This is a genomic window from Streptomyces sp. 8K308 (assembly GCF_004348315.1).
Lineage (GTDB): Bacteria > Actinomycetota > Actinomycetes > Streptomycetales > Streptomycetaceae > Streptomyces.
This window is the reverse complement of sequence record NZ_SMKC01000006.1, coordinates 13952-31174: the sequence shown is the minus strand read 5'-3', so window position 1 is coordinate 31174 and position 17223 is coordinate 13952. Positions and strand designations below refer to the sequence as shown.

General features: G+C 74.4%; 17 protein-coding genes. 11 read left to right on the top strand and 6 right to left on the bottom strand.

The features are described from left to right. The first annotated feature begins 6 nt into the window (after positions 1–6). Together E1265_RS02090 and E1265_RS02085 are read left to right on the top strand one after the other, a co-directional pair. On the top strand, positions 7–1191 hold the full coding sequence (locus E1265_RS02090) for an aminotransferase class V-fold PLP-dependent enzyme (RefSeq protein ID WP_132928462.1): 1185 nt from the start codon (positions 7–9) through the stop codon (positions 1189–1191). 11 nt (positions 1192–1202) lie between these two features. Beyond that, complete coding sequence (locus E1265_RS02085; RefSeq protein ID WP_132928461.1) at positions 1203–1940, top strand: maleylpyruvate isomerase family mycothiol-dependent enzyme; 738 nt, start codon at positions 1203–1205, stop codon at positions 1938–1940. Here the strand turns inward: E1265_RS02085 and E1265_RS02080 are convergent. The 3 genes from E1265_RS02080 to E1265_RS02070 form a co-directional block, all read right to left on the bottom strand. Further along, positions 1889–3862: a hypothetical protein gene (locus tag E1265_RS02080; RefSeq protein ID WP_132928460.1), complete on the bottom strand. Its 1974-nt coding sequence runs from the start codon at positions 3860–3862 to the stop codon at positions 1889–1891. The two genes, E1265_RS02085 and E1265_RS02080, sit on opposite strands and share 52 nt — an antisense overlap. A 106-nt stretch (positions 3863–3968) precedes the next feature. After that, positions 3969–4634, bottom strand: coding sequence for a hypothetical protein (locus E1265_RS02075; protein ID WP_132928459.1), 666 nt, complete (start codon positions 4632–4634; stop codon positions 3969–3971). 175 nt (positions 4635–4809) lie between these two features. Beyond that, positions 4810–5427, bottom strand: a complete 618-nt coding sequence (locus tag E1265_RS02070) for a hypothetical protein (RefSeq protein WP_243740471.1) — start codon at positions 5425–5427, stop codon at positions 4810–4812. A 164-nt stretch (positions 5428–5591) separates the two neighbouring features. Between E1265_RS02070 and E1265_RS02065 the strand changes: the two genes are divergently transcribed. Both E1265_RS02065 and E1265_RS02060 read left to right on the top strand, forming a co-directional pair. Next, positions 5592–6809, top strand: coding sequence for a histidine kinase (locus E1265_RS02065; RefSeq protein ID WP_132928458.1), 1218 nt, complete (start codon positions 5592–5594; stop codon positions 6807–6809). Between the two features lie 4 nt (positions 6810–6813). Next, positions 6814–7449 (top strand): response regulator transcription factor, encoded by a 636-nt coding sequence (locus E1265_RS02060; RefSeq protein ID WP_132928457.1) that lies wholly within the window; start codon positions 6814–6816, stop codon positions 7447–7449. A gap of 38 nt (positions 7450–7487) precedes the next feature. Here the strand turns inward: E1265_RS02060 and E1265_RS02055 are convergent, their stop codons facing one another. Together E1265_RS02055 and E1265_RS02050 are read right to left on the bottom strand one after the other, a co-directional pair. After that, the gene (locus E1265_RS02055) at positions 7488–7997 is read right to left on the bottom strand and encodes a pyridoxamine 5'-phosphate oxidase family protein (RefSeq protein ID WP_132928456.1); all 510 of its coding nucleotides are present in this window, start codon (positions 7995–7997) and stop codon (positions 7488–7490) included. Further along, entirely contained in the window at positions 7945–8904 is a 960-nt protein-coding gene (locus tag E1265_RS02050) for a DMT family transporter (RefSeq protein ID WP_243740470.1), read from the bottom strand. The genes E1265_RS02055 and E1265_RS02050 overlap by 53 nt, the downstream gene beginning before the upstream one ends. A gap of 170 nt (positions 8905–9074) precedes the next feature. Here E1265_RS02050 and E1265_RS02045 point away from each other — a divergent pair, with 170 nt between their 5' ends. The 7 genes from E1265_RS02045 to E1265_RS02015 all read left to right on the top strand — a co-directional run bounded on the left by E1265_RS02045 (position 9075) and on the right by E1265_RS02015 (position 16141). Further along, positions 9075–9965, top strand: a complete 891-nt coding sequence (locus E1265_RS02045) for a LysR family transcriptional regulator (protein WP_132928455.1) — start codon at positions 9075–9077, stop codon at positions 9963–9965. Positions 9966–10010: 45 nt separating this feature from the next. After that, complete coding sequence (locus E1265_RS02040; RefSeq protein ID WP_279571388.1) at positions 10011–10325, top strand: DUF4097 family beta strand repeat-containing protein; 315 nt, start codon at positions 10011–10013, stop codon at positions 10323–10325. A 62-nt stretch (positions 10326–10387) separates the two neighbouring features. Then, a complete protein-coding gene (locus E1265_RS02035; RefSeq protein ID WP_132928453.1) occupies positions 10388–11071 on the top strand; it encodes a response regulator transcription factor in 684 nt (227 codons plus the stop codon). 9 nt (positions 11072–11080) lie between these two features. Further along, positions 11081–11740, top strand: coding sequence for an Imm1 family immunity protein (locus E1265_RS02030; RefSeq protein ID WP_165953620.1), 660 nt, complete (start codon positions 11081–11083; stop codon positions 11738–11740). Positions 11741–11846: 106 nt separating this feature from the next. Then, on the top strand, positions 11847–13088 hold the full coding sequence (locus tag E1265_RS02025; protein WP_132928451.1) for a cytochrome ubiquinol oxidase subunit I: 1242 nt from the start codon (positions 11847–11849) through the stop codon (positions 13086–13088). Between the two features lie 10 nt (positions 13089–13098). Next, positions 13099–13878: a cytochrome d ubiquinol oxidase subunit II gene (locus E1265_RS02020; RefSeq protein ID WP_132928450.1), complete on the top strand. Its 780-nt coding sequence runs from the start codon at positions 13099–13101 to the stop codon at positions 13876–13878. A 97-nt stretch (positions 13879–13975) separates the two neighbouring features. Further along, entirely contained in the window at positions 13976–16141 is a 2166-nt protein-coding gene (locus E1265_RS02015; protein WP_207930919.1) for an MMPL family transporter, read from the top strand. Here the strand turns inward: E1265_RS02015 and E1265_RS02010 are convergent. Further along, on the bottom strand, positions 16065–17174 hold the full coding sequence (locus E1265_RS02010; RefSeq protein ID WP_132928449.1) for an aminoglycoside phosphotransferase family protein: 1110 nt from the start codon (positions 17172–17174) through the stop codon (positions 16065–16067). The two genes, E1265_RS02015 and E1265_RS02010, sit on opposite strands and share 77 nt — an antisense overlap. Between the last annotated feature and the right edge of the window lie 49 nt (positions 17175–17223).

Here is a 17223-nt window from a genome sequence, read left to right as displayed (position 1 = left end):
GGAGCCATGGACATCGAGGCACTGCGCAGGGCGACCCCCGGGGTCGAGCGCCGGACGCACCTGAACAACGCGGGGGCCGGCCTTCTCTCGGGCCGCACGCTGCGGACGATGACCGAGCACCTGGAGCTCGAGGCGGAGATCGGCGGGTACGAGGCGGCCGATCGCGAGCGGGAGCGGATCGAGCGGGTCCACGCCGACGTCGCCGAGCTGGTGGGCGGGCGGCCGACGGAGATCGCGCTGTTCGACAACTCGACGCGCGCCTGGCAGGCCGGCTTCTACTCCCTCGCGTTCTCCTTCCGCCCCGGGGACCGGATCCTGACAGGGCGCGCCGAGTACGGCAGCAACGTGCTGGCGTACCTCCAGCTCGCGCGCCGCGCCGGCGTGGAGGTCGTCGTCGTGCCCAACGACGCCAGCGGGCAGCTGGACGTGGCGGCGCTCGCCGAGCTGATGGACGAGCGCGTCAGGCTGGTCGGCCTCAGCCATGTGCCCACCGGCGGCGGCCTGGTCAATCCGGTCGTCGAGGTCGGCCGGATCACGCGGGCGGCGGGCGTGCCGTTCCTGCTGGACGCCACCCAGTCGGTCGGCCAGTTCCCGGTCGACGTCGCCGAGATCGGCTGCGACCTGCTCACCGGCACCGGCCGCAAGTTCCTGCGCGGGCCACGCGGAACGGGCTTCCTGTGGGTGCGTCCCGAGACGCTGGAGCGCGTCGAACCCTTCGTCACCGAGATCGCCTCCGCCACCTGGGACGGTGGCCGCGGCTTCACCTGGCACGAGGGCGCCGCGCGCTTCGAGACCTGGGAGAAGAACTACGCCGCCGTCCTCGGCCTCGGCTCGGCCGTACGGCAGGCGCTCGACCTCGGCCTTGACGCCGTCGGCGAGCGGGCGCTGGCGCTCGGCGCCACGCTCCGCGCCCGGTTGGCCGAACTGCCGGGCGTCAGCGTGCACGACCAGGGCGAGCGCCGCTGCGCGATCGTCACGGCCAAGGTCGACGGCGTGCCCACGGCCGAGGTGGCCGCCGCGCTGGCGGCGCGGGGGATCAATGTCACCACCACACACCCCGAGCAGACCCAGTTCGACACCGAGGACCGGGGCGTGCACCCGCTGGTGCGGCTCTCCCCGCACTACTACAACACCGAGGCCGAACTCGACCGCGCCGTCGAGACGATCGCCGCCCTGGCCATCGCGTCCTAGGCTGAAGACCCATGCGACCTCCCGTCACCGCGGTGCTCGAAGGCCACCGCGCCCTGGAAGCGCTCGTCGCCGGGCTCACCGACGCGCAGGTCGGGGCGGCGTCCCCGCTGCCCGGCTGGACGCGCGGCCACGTGCTCGCGCACCTCACCGACAACGCGCGGATGTTCGCCCGCCTCGCGGAACACGCCCTGCGCGGCGAGCTCGTGCCGACCTATGACGGCGGCATGGCCGAGCGCGACGCGATCATCGAGGCCGCGGCCGGGCGCTCGGCCGCCGAGCACCGCGCCGAACTCGCTCGCCAGACCGCGCGGTTGACGGCGGTCTGGGACCGCGTCCGCGAGGCGGACTGGTCCCGTCCCGTCACCTTCCGCAACGGCTCGATCGGCACGACGGTCTTCGCGCGCTGGCGCGAGTCCTGGATCCACGCGGTGGACCTGGACCTCGGCGTGCGGCCCGACGACTGGCCCGCGGAGTTGGCCGCGCACGCCGTCGACTTCCTGCTCGGCCGGCTGCCGGCGGGCACCCGCCTCCGCGCCGAGGACGTGCCGCGCGAGTGGTCCGTCGACGGCGGCGCGGGCGCGGTCGTGGTCGTGGTGACCGGCCGGCTGCGCGACCTGGCGGCCTGGCTGGCCGGGCGCGCGCCCACCATCCCGCCCACGGCCGCCGCCGGGCTGCCCGACCTCGGCCCGTGGCCGCCTCACCCCGCCCCGGCCGCCGGCGGGACGGCGACGCGCCAGCCCGCGTTGTAGGTGTCCGGCACGTCGGCCACCGTCCACTCCCGTGCCTCGCGCGGCGGCTCCTCGTCCCTGAGCACCAGCGCGGTCGGCGTCTCGTCCCGGCCCGCCGTGCGGCAGCCGAGCGCGTGCGCCACCGGGATCGCCTGCCCGCCGCCGAGCGCGCACGGCGGCCCGACGCCGTGCCCGCGCAGCACCGCCGCGACGCGCGCGAAGTCCGCTCGGGCCTGCCGCTGAATCCCGGCGTGGGCGCGCAGGGCGGCCAGTTGGGGCGCCAGGTGGGCCAACACGACGACGGCGACGACCGCGTTGACGGCACCGGCCCGCCACGGCAACCGACGGGCCAGGTCCCGCGCGCCCAACATCGCCGGGATCGCCAGCAGCGCGTAGACCGGCAGCAGGAAGCGGGTGGCCGCGTAGTCGATGAGGAACAGGTAGGTGAAGGAGAGGGAGCCCGCGGTGACCACCGCGAGCCACAGGGCGTTCGCGGCCGGCAGCCGCCTGCCGACGTACAGACCGACGGCGGTGAGCGGCGGCAGCGCCAGCCACCACGCCAGCAGCGGCCACACCACGGGATCCCCCTCGCACGGCCGACACAGCAACGGTCCGTCGAGCGCGGCGGCGTGCGCCGGCAACGAGAACGTCAGCCCCGCCCCACCCTGGATCTCACTCGCCTCCCGCAGCCTCTCCCACACTCCACCGAACCGCGCCTCCGCCTCCACCACCCACGGCCCCACACCGGCCACCAACCCCACCACGACCGCGCGGGCGCTGGCCGTGTCAGGCCTGGCGACGACCGCGAGGGCGCTGGCCGCGCGGGCTGAGACGGCGGCCCACACGCGGCGCGACCACCGGGCGCCGTGCGGCGCGGCGGAGGTGGCGCCGTGCGGCGTGGTCGTGGCTCCGGCATCGGCCGTGTCGTCCGGCGCGGTCGTCGCGTGGCTGCGGCGCGGCGACGAGGTGCCGTCTGGGGCGGCCGGGGCTTCGGCGTCGCGCGGGCCGTTCGGCGTGGGCGGGACCGCGGCGCTGCGTGCGCCGTCCGGCGGGGCAGGGACCGTGGCGTCGTCCGCGCCGTCCGGCGCGGTCGTCGCCCGGACGCTGCCCGCGTCGGCGCGGGCGTTCGTCGTGGCCTGCCACGCGCCGTGCGGGCGCCGCCGACTTCCGGCCTCTCCGGCCGCTGAGGCCGCCGCGCGGCGGCCCCGCAGGCGGGCCGCGAGGCCCGCTACGCGCGGCCGTCCGGCGGCAGTCGCCACGCGGGCCGCCAGACGCGCCATGCCCGTTTGCCGGTCGGCTGGGGCCGTCGCGCAGCGATCCCGTGGGTTCACGGGGGACCTCGCGCCGCCGGAGGCCGTCGCCACGCGGACCGCCAGGCCCGCTGCGGCTGGCCAGAAAAGCAGCGGCAGGGCGAGCCAGAACGCGTCGCTGGCCCGCATCAGGCCCGCGGCCGTCACCGCCGCGGCCAGCGCCAGCCAGCGGCGCCGGGCGAAGGCGCCCACCGCGCCGACCGCGGCCATCGCCACGTAGTGGTTCGGCATCGCCGAGCCGCCGTAGAAGAGCGCGAACCACAGCGTGCCGTACGCCGCCGCCGCGACCGGCACCAGCGCGCGTCGCCCCGGGAGGAGCGCGAGCCACGGCAGATAGCCGAGGTAGAGCGCGAGACCGGCCGCCGCCGCGAGCCAGCAGCGCAGCGCCACCACCGAGTCCGTCACCGCCGCCACCGGCGCCACCAGCAGCGGCACCCCGCGTGACCGCGGCGCGCTGAACGGCGCGGTCGGGCCGAAGGACGGCCACTGGCTGACGTACACGATCTCGTCCCAGCCCAGCGCCAGCGACGGCGGCACCAGCAGCAGGGACAGCGCCGCGAAGCCGGCCGCCACGGCGGCCAGCGGCCACCGAGTAGGCGCCGGCTTCGCACCGATACGCGTGGGTTTCGTCATGGCACGCGCTTATCACGGTCGGCGCCACGGTCCCCGTAGGGCGGCCGTGCGATCGACCATGTGGGCGACGCCCGTGCGGACGCGGCGACCGGCCAACGCCGCGTCCTCAGGGGGACGTGGGGAGCTCGGAGTGGTGGACGGTGTAGCCGCCGTGGATCACGGGCGCGAACGGCGCCGGTGCCATGCAGGTGCCGGTACGTCCGGCCGTCAGGTTGCCGTCGTCGTCGATGTCGAGGTTCCCCACGCCCCAGGAGAACCCGAGGCGGTCATGCCTTGGGCCGGGCCCACCGTCCTGGACGCTGATGCCGACGCGTTGGCCGATGGTGTCGTTCAGCCTCTCGTCGTTGACCGCGGTGACGACGGCCGTGACGGTGGCTGTGCGGCCGCCGGTCACCAGGCAGTCGACCGCCGCCTCGGACTCCATCAGTTCCCCGGTGGACGCCACGCGGTGCGACCAGCTGATGGTGCCGTGGGCGTCGGTCGGCAGGCCGGGCTGTGTGCCGTCCGGACCGGGGTAGGGGCGCGAGAACGGGTCGGCGACCGCGTTGACGGTGAAGTGGATGGTGTCGTTCGGCGAGAAGGCGTAGTGGATGTCGGCTGATCCCCGCACGCGGGCGTTGTCGGACGCCCGATCCCGGTGCGCCCGTTCCGGGGCGCCGCCTGGCGTCGTCGCGGACGCGTGCGAACCCGTCGCCGTGGCCAGCGCGAGCAGCGCTGCCACCGCGGCGGCCCGGCGCGGGGTGAGACGGCGACGGTTGGTGTTGGGGGACACGGCTGAACTCCCTTGGCTCTCCGCCCCCTTGGGCCGGCCTGATCGGTGGTTGAAGCCTCGTCCCCGCGCGGGCCGGGAACCATCTGCCGATCGGCAGGAAAGAGGCATGGTGCCGGGCGTGTCTCGTATGCCGTTTGGCAGACGCCGCTCGGTGGACGCCGCGCCGGCACGGGAGTCAGGCGGGCAGCCCCTGCCACGCGGTGCCGCCGGCTTGTCGCCGCGGGCGGGTGCGGCGCCGGTAGTAGGCGACGGTGACGATCGCGAGCAGTGGTCCCCACAGCAGCAGCGGGGCGTACGCGGCTGTCATCACCCAGTACGCGGCGCCGTCGGGGGCGTCCGGGTGCGCCATGTTCTCCGACCCGTTCCAGCCGATCGCGCCCAGCACCGCCGCGGTGGTGACCACCAGCGCGCCGAGCCCGGCTGGTATCACGACCGCCCGGACGGGCACCCGGCGCCCGCCCAGCCACGGCACCCAGCCAGGTACCACCTCGCCCCACGGCCGCACCAGACCGAGGGCGAGGAGGCCGAGCGCCTCCGCCACGATGCTCAGCCCGATCAGGTAGAACGAGAACGGGCCCGGGAAGCTGTCCGGGCCGAGACCGCTCCCCTCGGCGAAGCCGGACGGCACCCCCAACGCGACGGCCACCCGCCACAGGCCGGAGGGCACCAGGGTGAGCGCCGCCGCGTGCGCGGCCCAGCGGACGGGTCGGGAGACCGGAACGGACGGGCCGCCGGAGCTGGCGCGGACCCGCCGACTCGGCGGAGCGGGCAGGGGCTTGAGGGGCGAGGTCATGGTCGGGATCCCTTCGGAACCGGCGTGGCGTGACCGGCTCAGCGTCCCGCCGCCTCCCGCCCCGCCACATCGGCGTTTCGGCAGACGCGCCGGGCCTGGCACGGTGCCGGGTCCCTGCCGAACGGCGGATACGCCCGCCCCGGCGGTGGACGTACGCTCGCGCCATGTCACCCCTGTGCCCTGGCCGCGTGCCGGTCCTTGAGACGGCCGCTGCCGTCGCCCTGGCGTCAGCGGCGGTCGCGGCCGTGACCCTCGCGGGGGAGACCGGTCCGTGGCACACCGTTCCGGCCGCCGTCACCGTCTGCCTCACCCTGTGGACGGCCGTCGCGATCCGGCACCGAGCCGTCCGCGCCCGCCTCGGCTGGCTGCTCGCGGCCGCGTCGACGCTGTCCCTCACCGCGACGCTCGCACAGCCGCGCCCGGTCGGTGAGGCCGCCGCCGGATGGAAGCTCGCCGAAGTGGGCGCGCTGCTGGCCCTGCTGGCGGCGACGGCACGGTGGGCGCCGGCCCGGGAGGCGGTTCTCGCCGCGCTGCCGGCAGGCGCCGCCTGCGCCCTGTGGCCGGCCGTCCTGCTTGACGGGCCGGTGTCGTGGCTTGAACGCGTGGGGGCGGCCGCGACCTGGCTCCTGCCGGTGTGCGTCGCCGTTGGGCTGGGGGCCTACCCACGGCGGCTGGCCCGCCGCACCCGCCGCGTGGTCGCCGCGGCGAGGCGGCGTCAGCAGCTGCAACTGGCCCGGGACCTCCACGACTTCGTCGCGCACGACGTGAGCGCCATCGTCGCGCAGGCGCAGGCCGCACGGTTCGTCGCGGACACGGATCCGGGCCAGGCGTTGCCCGCCCTGGAACGCATCGAGTCGGCCGGCCTGCACGCGCTGGAGACCATGGACCGGACGGTCCAGGCGCTGCGCGAGGCGGACGGCGCCCGGCCCACCACGTCCTCCCCCCACGACCTGGGGCATCTCCCCGACCTGGTCCGCCGGTTCCAGTTGGCCGACGGGACGCCCGTCCGTCTGGCGGCCGACCCGGAGGCGTCCGGCGCGCTCGGTCGGGAGGCACAGGCCGTGGGCTACCGGGTGGTCAGCGAGGCACTGACCAACGTCCGCCGGCACGCGACCGCCGCCGCGGCGGTGACCGTCGCCGTGCGGTGGGGAGCGAGGGGACGGGTGGAGGTCGAGGTGGTCGACGAGGTCACCGGAGACCACCCCGGGCGCGGGTGCATCCCCGGGACCCGCCGCCACGGCGGCCACGGGCTCGTCGGCCTGCGGGAGAGCGTCACCGTGGCGGGGGGCGAGCTGACCGCGGGTCCCCACGCCGGTGCCGGCCGGCACGGCTGGCGGGTCGTCGCCTCGTTTCCCGCTCTCCGCGACGCTCCGGGATCATGAGCCGGTGACGATACGCGTTCTGCTGGCGGACGACCAGGACGACATCCGGGGCGGCTTCCGCATGGTGCTGGACTCCCAGCCCGACATGTCGGTCGTCGGCGAGGCGGCCGACGGCCTCGCCGCCGTCGAACTGGCCCGCTCGTTGAAGCCGGACGTGCTGGTCACCGACGTCCGCATGCCGGGGCTTGACGGCCTGGAGGTCACCAGGCGACTGGCGGCGGTGACCCGGGTCGTCGTCGTGTCCACCTTCGACCTGGACGAGTATGTGCACACCGCGCTGAGCGACGGCGCGTGCGGTTTCCTGCTCAAACGTTCAGGACCCACCCTGCTGATCGAGGGCGTGCGCGCGGCGATGGCGGGCGACACCCTCATCAGTCCGCAGTTGACCGTGCGGCTGCTGAGCAGCCTGACCACCCCCGCCACCCCGACGGCACCGGCAGTCGCCCCCCTCACCGAACGCGAGACCGAGATCGCGGCGTTGGTCGCCCGGGGCCTGACCAACGCCGAGATCGGCGGCGAACTGTTCATCAGCGCGGGCACGGCGAAAACCCACGTCGCGCACATCCAGGCGAAGCTCGGCGTTCGTAACCGCGTCGGCATCGCCGCCTGGGCCTGGCACCACGGCGTCGCCAGGACCTGACGCCCGGGTCGGGGATGCTTCGGCCCGGCGCGCCAGCCCTACCGCCGCCAGAACTGCCGTGGCGCGTAGCCCTCGCGCCGCAGCCAGTGCTCCGTGTACACGATCCGCTCGGCCTCGACCACCACCAGCGGGGCGGTCGGTGGCTCGTCCAGCGGGCGGGAGCGCTCGACGTGGTCCGACTGCCAGCGGTAGGCCGGCCAGTAGTGGTCGAACTCCGGATCCTCCGGGGCCAACACCCTGGCGCGGCCGAAGAGTTGTGCGCCACGGCTGCTGGCCTGGCCGACCAGCGGCGCGAACACTCCGAGCGAGACGCGGGGGTCGGCCGCGATGTTCCGCATCTTCGGCGAGGTGGCCACGGCCGTGAACAGCAGCGTGAAGTCGAGGTGGAAGTAGCGCACGGGCGTGGCCAGTGGCCCGTTCGGGCCGGTCGTCGCCACGACGCACATGTTCTGCGACGACAGGAGGTTGAGGACGCGCTCCTCGAGACGCGCGCGGTCAAGCTTGCGGTCGGGCGCCGGGCCGGCCAGCCATGGGTTCGTCACGGGCATGGTCCAGCTTCCCACCGCCCGCGCCGCGCGCCCGCGTCAGGGCGACCCCGGCGAGCACCAGCAGCGCGCCGGCGGCCGTTCGCCAGCCCAGCGGCTCCGCGAGGAGCAGCATGCCGAGCAGCGTGGACCACAGCGGGATCAGGTAGGTGACGGTCGACGCCACGGTGGGCCCCGCCTCGCGGATGACGCGGAGGTTGAGGATGTAGGCGACGCCGGTGCCCAGCGCGCCGAGGGTGACGAGCGCGGCCGCCGCCGACCACCCCGGCCACGACGGCGGGCCGCCCAGCAGCGGGGCGGCGAGCGCCAACTGCGCCGTGGCGCACGTCAGCTGGCTGGTGGAGAGCGCGGCGGCCGAGCCGGGCCGGTCGGCGAAGAAGCGGCGCGTGTAGGCGAAGCCGGCGCCGTAGCAGAGGGTCGAGCCGAGGCAGGCGGCGGCGCCGGCCAGCGTCACGTCGCCGACGCCGCCGATGTCGCCGCCCAGCATCGCCAGCACCCCGCAGAAGCCGGTGGCGAGGCCGGCCAGCCGGCCACGCGTCAGCCGTTCGCCCGGCACCAGCGCCAGGGTGAACAGCAGCGTGGACAGCGGCGTGGCCGCGTTGATCATCCCGGCCAGCACCGAGCTGACCCGGGTCTCGCCGTAGGCGAGCAGCGCGAACGGCACCGAGTTCAGCATCAGCGCCACCACCAGGGCGTGGCCCCAGGTGGCCGGCGAACGCGGGAACGCGTCGCGCCGCGCCGCCGTGATGGCGGCCAGCGCCAACGCCCCGAACAGGCAACGCCACAGCGCCACCCACACCGGCGGCACGTCCGCGTCCACCGCGACCTTGATCAGCGCGAAGCTCGACCCCCACATCAGTGACAGGCCCAGAAAGCCCGGCAGCCACCGCGTCTCGTCGCGCCGCTCCACAACCGCCCCTCTCGCCCTCTCGTCAGCGTCGTGCCGGCAATGCTGCCGGCGCGCCGGCGCGAGTCGCCAACAAGCGGCGCGCGGCCCCCATGAGCGCCGCTCATGACCTACCGGCGCCGCACGGCGCAAAGTCGTTGCGACGCTCCGGGTGGGCGCGGACCATGAGTGGGATGAACGTCGGCATCACCCACCTGCGGGCCTTCCTCGCTGTCCTCGACCACGGCGGCTTCGGCAGCGCGGCCGACGAGCTCGGCATCAGCCAGTCGGCCATCTCCCACTCGGTGGCCGCGCTCGAACGCGCCCTCGGCGTACCCGTGTTGGTGCGCGGCCCGGGCCGGCCCCGGCCGACGGCGTTCGGCGAGCGGATCCTCACCCCGGCCCGCCAGGCCGTCGACGCGCACGCCACCGTCTGCGAGCTGGCCGCCGGCGCCCGCGGCGAGCCGGCCGGGACCATGCGGCTCGCCGCGACGCTGTCGGCCTGTCTCGGCGTGGTCCCGGCGCTGCTTGAGGGCTGGAAGGACGCGTTCCCCGGCGTTCGGGTCGAGGTGTTGGAGGGCGAGGACGACGAGGTGGGGGAGTGGCTGCGCGACGGCGTCGTGGAGCTCGCCATCCTCGTCGGCCAGGAGCCGCCCCCCGGAGTCTCGTTGGCGACCGACACCTTCCAGGCGCTGCTGCGCCGCGACCACCCGCTGGCCGCCGAGCCGGTGATCGACCTCGTGGACCTGGAGGACGACCCCTTCATCCTCTCCACCGGCGGCTGCCAGCCCTACATCGAGCGCGCCTACCGGCTGGCCGGCGCCCGGTTCCAATGGGCGCACGAGGTGCGGGACATGGGCACGCTGCTCGCCATGGTGCGCGGCGGCGTCGGCGTCTCCGTGGTGCCGGGGCTGCTGGCGACGCTGCTCGACCACCGGCTGACCATGGTCCCGCTCACCCGCACCGTCTCCCGCCACCTCTCCCTGACGGGCCCGTCCGACCGCCCCTGGCACCCCCTCGCGGAACGCCTCACCGCCTGGTGCCAGCAGGTCTCCTCGGCCGGCCGTCCGCCGTCTCGCGCGTAGCGTTCGCTTTCGATCGATTGCAACGGGAGTGTCGCCATCCTGGACATCCCCGCCGGGCGCGTCCCGTCCATCACCGCCGACCGCGCCGACACCACCGTCGAGGTCGGCCGGCTGGGCGGCCCCGCGGAGCTCAGCACCGCGCGGGGCGACATCCGGATCGCCGAGGCCACGCGCGGCACGGTGACGCTGACCACCCAGTCCGGCGACATCTCGGTCACCGCGGCCGCCGGCGTCTCGGCCGCCCTGGACGCCGGCACCGGCTACGGCCGCGTCAGCAACGCCCTCAGGAACGACGGCACCGCCGAACTCGACATCCGCGCCACCACCTCGCACGGCGACGTCACCGCCCGCAGCCTCTGAGCGCCGCGACGATGGCCTCGGTGGCCGCCGGCCCGACAGCCGGCCCGTTTACGCTGGCCGGCATGACCGCGACCAACCGCATCCGTGTCCTGCTCGCCGACGACCAGCGGCTCGTTCGGGCCGGGTTCCGGTCGATCCTGGAGGACGAGGACGACATCGAGGTCGTCGGCGAGGCGGCCACCGGGACGGAGGCCGTGGCGCTGGCGCGGGAAACCCGCCCGGACGTGGTGCTGATGGACATCCGGATGCCGGAGATGGACGGTCTCGCGGCCACCGGGGCCATCGTCGCGGACGAGCGTCTCGCGGACGTGCGGGTCGTCATCCTCACCACGTTCGACGTGGACGACTACGTGTACGGCGCGCTGCGCGCCGGGGCGTCCGGGTTCCTGGTGAAGGACACCGAGCCCATGGAGCTGCTGCACGGGATCCGGGTCTGCGCGCGCGGCGACGCGCTGATCGCGCCGGCGATCACCCGCCGGCTGATCGCGGAGTTCGCCAGCCGCAGGGCGCGCCAGCCGGAGCCGAGCCCTCGGCTCAACGCGCTGACCGAGCGGGAGCGCGAGGTGATGGGTCTGGTGGGGGCGGGGCTCACCAACGACGAGATCGCGCGCCGGCTCGTCCTCAGCCCGGCGACCGCCAAGACGCACGTCAGCCGCGTCATGACGAAGCTCGACGTCCGCGACCGGGCCCAACTGGTCATCCTGGCCTACGAGTCCGGCATGATCACGCCGGGCTGGCTGAGCTAGGGCCTGACCGTGGACCTGTACGTCTTCCTGCACGGCCGATGGCGCCGGCCGGCCTCGTGGTCGGAGACGGAGCGGCTGATCACCGAGCTGATCGAGAACAGCCCGATCCCGGAACCGCGCCCCGTGGCGGAGGCCGTGCCTGAGCACGTCGCGACGGGGCTGCGCGCGGTGCTCGCCGGCCTGCCGGCCCTTGACCGGCCGTACGGCGGGGTGACGGCCGAGTTCGGCTTCGCCGCTCGGCAGCCCGGCGCCGCCGACCACCTGGGCGGGTTCGTCAGCCTGCTGCGCGTCGTGGTGAACGCCAGGACCGGCCACGGCGCCCTCACCTGGCTCGTTCCGCAGGGCTCCACGGCGCGGCTGGATCCGAGCGTCGCCGACCAGGTGTGGATCTCGGACAACCCAACGCCGCCGTCGGTCGATCCCGAGGTCGTCGCCGACCCCTGCGTTCCGCGCTACCACCATCGGCGCAGCACCCTGCCGGTCGGCCTCCTCCGTGCCGCCGTGACGGAGTTCTGCCGTTCCCGAACCGGCGACCGGCCAGGTCGCGTCAGCTGGACCGCAGGCGACCTCGGTGGGCGGCGCCTCGACACGCCCACGCGGGAGGAGTACGTCACCCACTGCCAGGACCCGTGGTGCGAGAACCCGGAGCCCGCGCACCCACACCACTGACAACCCGGGTGGTACGGCGCCACGCCCGGCCGCAACCGCTGGGGTACGCCCGGTGTCAGCCGGCGGGGGACGCGGGCCGCCATGTCGTGCCGCGACCGTGGGGGACGTGGAAGCGGAGACCCTTGACCTGGCCCGGTGGCAGTTCGCCCTGACCGCCGGCGGGCACTTCCTGTTCGTGGCGCTGACCCTCGGTCTCGCGACCATCCTGGCGGTGCTCCAGACGTGGGCGACGGTGCGCGGTGGCGGCGAGACGCGCCTGCGCGTGGTCAGGTACTGGGGGCGGCTCTACGTCATCAACTACGGCGTCGGCATCGTCACCGGCATCCTCATGGAGTTCCAGCTCGGCATGGCCTGGGCCGGGCTCGGGCACTACGCGGGCGACGCGTTCGGGGCCTCGCTGGCGCTGGAGACCGTGCTGGCGTTCTTCGTCGAGTCGACGTTCCTCGCACTGTGGCTGCTCGGCTGGGACCGGTTCAACCGCTGGGTGCACCTGGCGACGCTGTGGGTGGTCACCCTCACCGCCTACCTGTCCGCCTACTGGATCCTCGTCGCCAACGGCTTCCTCAACCACCCGCGCGGGCACGCCGAGACGGCCGAAGGGCGGCTCGAACTGGCGGAGCCGGTCGCGCTGTTGACCAACCCCAACACGCTGCTGGCCTTCGGGCACATCACGGCGGGGGCGCTGCTCACGGCGGCCGTGTTCATGGCGGGGGTGAGCGCCTACCACCTGTTCAGGGGTGGCGAGGAGCCGGACGGCTTCTTCCGGCGGTCGCTGCGCGTCGGGGTCTTCACGGCGCTGCCGGCGCTGTTCGTCACCGTCGTCTTCGGCGGCACGCAGATGGCGGCGATCCGCGAGTGGCAGCCGGCCAAGGCGGCCACGTTCGACCACGACACCGCCGAACTCGCCCGCGTGCAGGCCGAGATGGTGGCGCGCTTCGGCCCGGGCGACTACCTGCCTGACGCCGCGGTGACCAGGGGCGCGGGGCTCACGATGCTGCTCGCCTTCGCGCTGCTGACGCTGCCGCTGCTGGCCAGCGGGCTGCTCGCGCTGTGGCCGTGGGCGGTGCGGCGGCTGCGGATCTGGCACCTGACGCTGATGGCGCTGGTGCCGCTGCCCTACGTGGCGATGATCGCCGGCTGGGTGTTCCGGGAGGCCGGCCGGCAGCCGTGGGTGGTGTACGGGCTGCTGCGCACTGAGGACGCCGTCTCGCAGGTGTCCGCGGTCCAGATGCGCCTGTCGCTCGCCGTCTTCGTGCCGCTGTTCGCCGCGCTGATCGCCGTCAACTGGTGGCTGCTGCTGCGTGCCGCCGCCCGGGGGCCGCGCCACGCGGACCTCCGCGTCGGGTGAGGAGGGGACCATGGAAACGCTTGCCGCGCTGCTGCTCGCGACCTTCGTGGCCGGCTACTTCGTGCTGGCGGGGGCCGACATCGGCCTCGGGATGCTGCTGCCGCTGCTCGGCCGGGGCCGGGCCGAGCGGGGTTCGGTGCTGGCCGCCGGCATCGGGCCGCTGTTCTTCGCGAACGAGGTGTGGCTGGTCGCCGCCGCGGGGGTGTTCGCCGGCTGCTTCCCCGCCCTGGAGGGGGAGCTGTTCGGCGGGCTGCTGCCGGTCCTCGTGCCGCTGCTCGCCGGCTGGCTGCTGCGGGACGCGGGTCTCTGGTGGCGGCGGGTGTCGGCGGCGCCCGTGCTCGACGCCCTGGTGGTGGCGGGGAGTTGGCTGTTGGCCGGCTCCTGGGGTTGGTTGCTCGCCTCGCTCCTGGTCGGTGGCGAACAGCCCCGGCCCGCGCCGGTCGTGACCGGCGCGCTGACGGCGGCCGTCGTCGCGCTGCTCTTCCTCGCCCACGGACTGAGCCTCTCCGTCCGCCGACTGGTCGGCGAACCGTTGCTGCGCGCACGACAGTTGGCCGGCAGCCGGACGGACGCCGCGTCCCGGCTGCTGACCCCGGCCGTGATGGCCGCCCTGCCGGTGCTGGCCGGCGCCCGCCTGCCGCTGACCGAGCACGCGGCGAGCGACACCGCCCTGTTGCTCCAACTCCCGGTTTCGTGCGTCGCGTTGCCGCTGCTGCTGGCGGCCCAGTGGTGGCTCGGACGCACGGCGAGAACCACGGCACACCACAACCACCACCCGGGGGAGAGCTGACCATGCGCACCCCACTCGCCGCCGCCGGCCTGTTCGTCGGCCCGCTGATCGCCCGCCGCGCCAAGCGGCGCTGACTCACCGTTCGAGGAGCACTCACATGTACACCACCCCATCCCAACCCTCGGCGGACCCCGGCGTGTTCGCCAGGATCGCCGGCTTCTCCTACCGGCGTCGCTGGCTCGCGCTCGTCCTGTGGGTCCTGGTGCTGGTCGGCGTCTGGGCCGGCGCCTCGGCCGCCGGCGACGGCTACCGCGAGGATTACTCGCTGCCCGGCACCGAGTCGCAGCGCGCCGCCGAGCTGCTGGCCGAGCACGGCTCGACCCAGGCCGGCGACAGCCTCAGCATCGTGCTGCACGACCCCGACGGGCTGCGGGGCGACGTGGCCGTCGAACGGCGGATCGCCGACATGCTGGCCGAGGTCGCCGAGCTCCCACGGGTCGCCCAGGTGGTGAGCCCCTACGACGACGCCACCGCCATCTCGGAGGACGGCACGGTCGGCTACGTCACCGTGGTCCTCGACGTGCCGTCGGAGAGCATGGAGCTCGCCGAGACGGAGGCGGTGCTCGACGCCGCCCGCACCGCCCAGGGCGAAGGGCTCCAGGTGGAGCTCGGCGGCGACGCGGCCAGGCAGCTCACCGAGGAGAGCGGCGGCGCCGCCGAGGGCATGGGCATCCTGGCCGCGCTGGTGATCTGCGTCTTCCTCTTCGGCACGGTCATCGCCGCCGGACTCCCGGTGATCACCGCGCTGTTCGCGGTCGGCTCCGCGCTCGGCCTGGTGGTGCTCGCCTCGCACCTGTTCACCGTCGCCGACTACACGCCCTACGTGATGATGCTGGTCGGCCTCGGCGTCGGCATCGACTACGCGCTGCTGATCTTCGCCCGCTACCGCGGCGAGCTGATCGCCGGCGCCGACCCGGAGCACGCCGCCGCCACCGCGCTCGACGCCGCGGGACGCACCGTGTTCTTCGCCGGCTGCACCGTGATCGTCGCCCTGCTCGGCCTGGTGGCGCTCGGCCTCGGCTCGCTCCAGGGCATCGCGCTCGCCGTGGCGCTGACCGTGCTGATGACGATGCTGGCCGCGCTCTCCCTGCTGCCGGCGCTGCTCGGGATCTTCGGAAAGCGCTTCGCCCGCCAGTTCACCGCCAAGGCCGCGAAGCGCGCCGCGAAGGGCAGGGCCGCCGAGGGGCGGGCGTGGCGGCGGCTCGGCGAGTTCGTGCAGCGCCGCCCGCTCGCCGTGCTGGTGCTGGCCGTGGTCGCGCTCGGCGCGCTCGCGGCCCCCGCGCTCGGCATGCGCCTCGGTTTCGCGGACGCCGGCAACGACCCGGCGGCCAACACCAGCCGCAAGGCGTACGACCTGCTGGCCGAGGGCTTCGGCCCCGGCTTCAACGGGCCGCTCGTGGTGGTCGCCGACGGCGGCCGTGAAGGAGCCGAGCAGGCGGCGGCCGCCGCCGTCGAGACGTTGAACGACATTGCGGGCATAGCCCACGCGGCCGGGCCCATCCCCACCGAGGACGGCGCGGTGGCCACCGTGATCGCCTTCCCCGACTCGGCACCGCAGGACGAGGCGACCGCCGAGCTGGTCTCCGAGCTGCGGGACGACGTCCTGCCCGAGCTCGCCGGGCGCACCGGCGCCGAGTACCTGGTGGGCGGCGCCACGGCGGCCGTCGACGACTACGCGGCCAAGGTCGCCGAGCGGATGCCGCTGTTCGTCGCCATCGTCGTCGGGGTGTCGGTCGTCCTGCTGATGGCGGTGTTCCGTTCGGTGCTGATCCCGCTCAAGGCGGCGCTGCTCAACCTGGTCAGCATCGGCGCCGCGCTGGGCGCGATGACCCTGGTGTTCCAGGAGGGCGCGCTCGGCATCGCGGAGCCGGGCCCCGTCGAGGCCTTCCTGCCGGTGATGATCTTCGCCATCGCCTTCGGCCTTTCCATGGACTACGAGATCTTCCTGGTCTCCCGGATCCACGAGGAGTGGGTGCGCACCGGCGACCACGCGCGCGCCGTGCGCGAGGGTCTCGCGCACACCGGCTCGGTGATCACGGCGGCCGGCGCCATCATGATCGTGGTGTTCGGCTCCTTCCTGCTCAGCGCCGACCGGATGCTGCAGCAGATGGGCTTCGGCATGGCGGTGGCGATCTTCGTGGACGCGGTGGTGATCCGCTGCCTGATGGTGCCGGCGGCCATGCGGCTCATGGGCCGCCGGGCCTGGTGGCTGCCGTCCTGGCTTGGTCGGCTGTTGCCACACTTGGCGGTGGAGGGGCGTTGACGTACCAGGTGGCGTAGGCGGCCTCGATGGCCCTGGGGCTCGGCACCCGGCCGAGCCCCAGCATCCGCGCGGCCCGCCGCATCACGCCGTGCACCATCTCGACGGTGCGTGGCAGTTGCTCGGCCAGCTGCGCGGGCGGGGTGGCCTGCACCACGTACGCCTGCCGGATCACGTCGGTGAACACGGACTGCACCCGCTTGTACGCCAGGTAGCGCGGCAGGTCGCGGGCGAGCGCGGCCGCGCTGCCCGGCAGGGCGGCGTCCATGGTCCTGGCCCAGCGCAGCAACAGCGCGTGCTCCTGCTTGGGCGGGTAGCGCATCAGGTGAAGGTGGGTGGCCAGGTCGTAGAGCGGGTCGCCGATGAGCGCCAGCTCCCAGTCGATGGTCCACAGCATGCCGTCCGACTCCGCCACGATCAGGTTGTCGCGGTGCAGGTCGCCGTGGAGCAGGCAGAACGGCCGGTCCGTCAGCTTCGCCGCCTCGCGGGCCAGCGGCCCGGTGGCGGAGAGGACGGTGGGGCCGATGCGCAGCGCCGTGAAGAGGTCCCGCATCAGCGGGCGGTGGACGGCGTAGACCCTTCGTCGGGTGAACCGGATCAGGGTCTGGAGGAACTGTCGGCTGCCGCGCGGGCGTAACACCGGCGGGCAGCGGTGGACGAGGGCGAAGGCACTTGGCCGGATCGTGGCCAGCTTGCCGAACAGATCGACCAGCTGGCCTAGTTCGGATCCGGTCAGTGCGGTTCCTGGTGGGCGGATGGCGGACAGCGGCTGGCCCTCGATGTAGCCGTGGACCCGGAGTTCGTCATCGGCGCCCACCAATCGGTAGACCGGGGCGATGCGTCGCATGCCGAGGAGGGCGAGCTCGATGAGCACGTCCTCCTCGTTCACGAAGCAGCGCGGGTCGAATCGGTGTACTCCGGGACGAGTCCGGCCCGTCTTGAGGCGGCCGAGCGCCGCGAGTTCGCCTTCCGCCTCCACGACCTGCCAGACGCGATGGTTGCCGCGCAGGGTAGGCCGTGGCAGCGATTGGCTCATGATGTGCTTCCCCCGGGAGCCGTTGGTACGAGTAGCAGCACGGTACGCC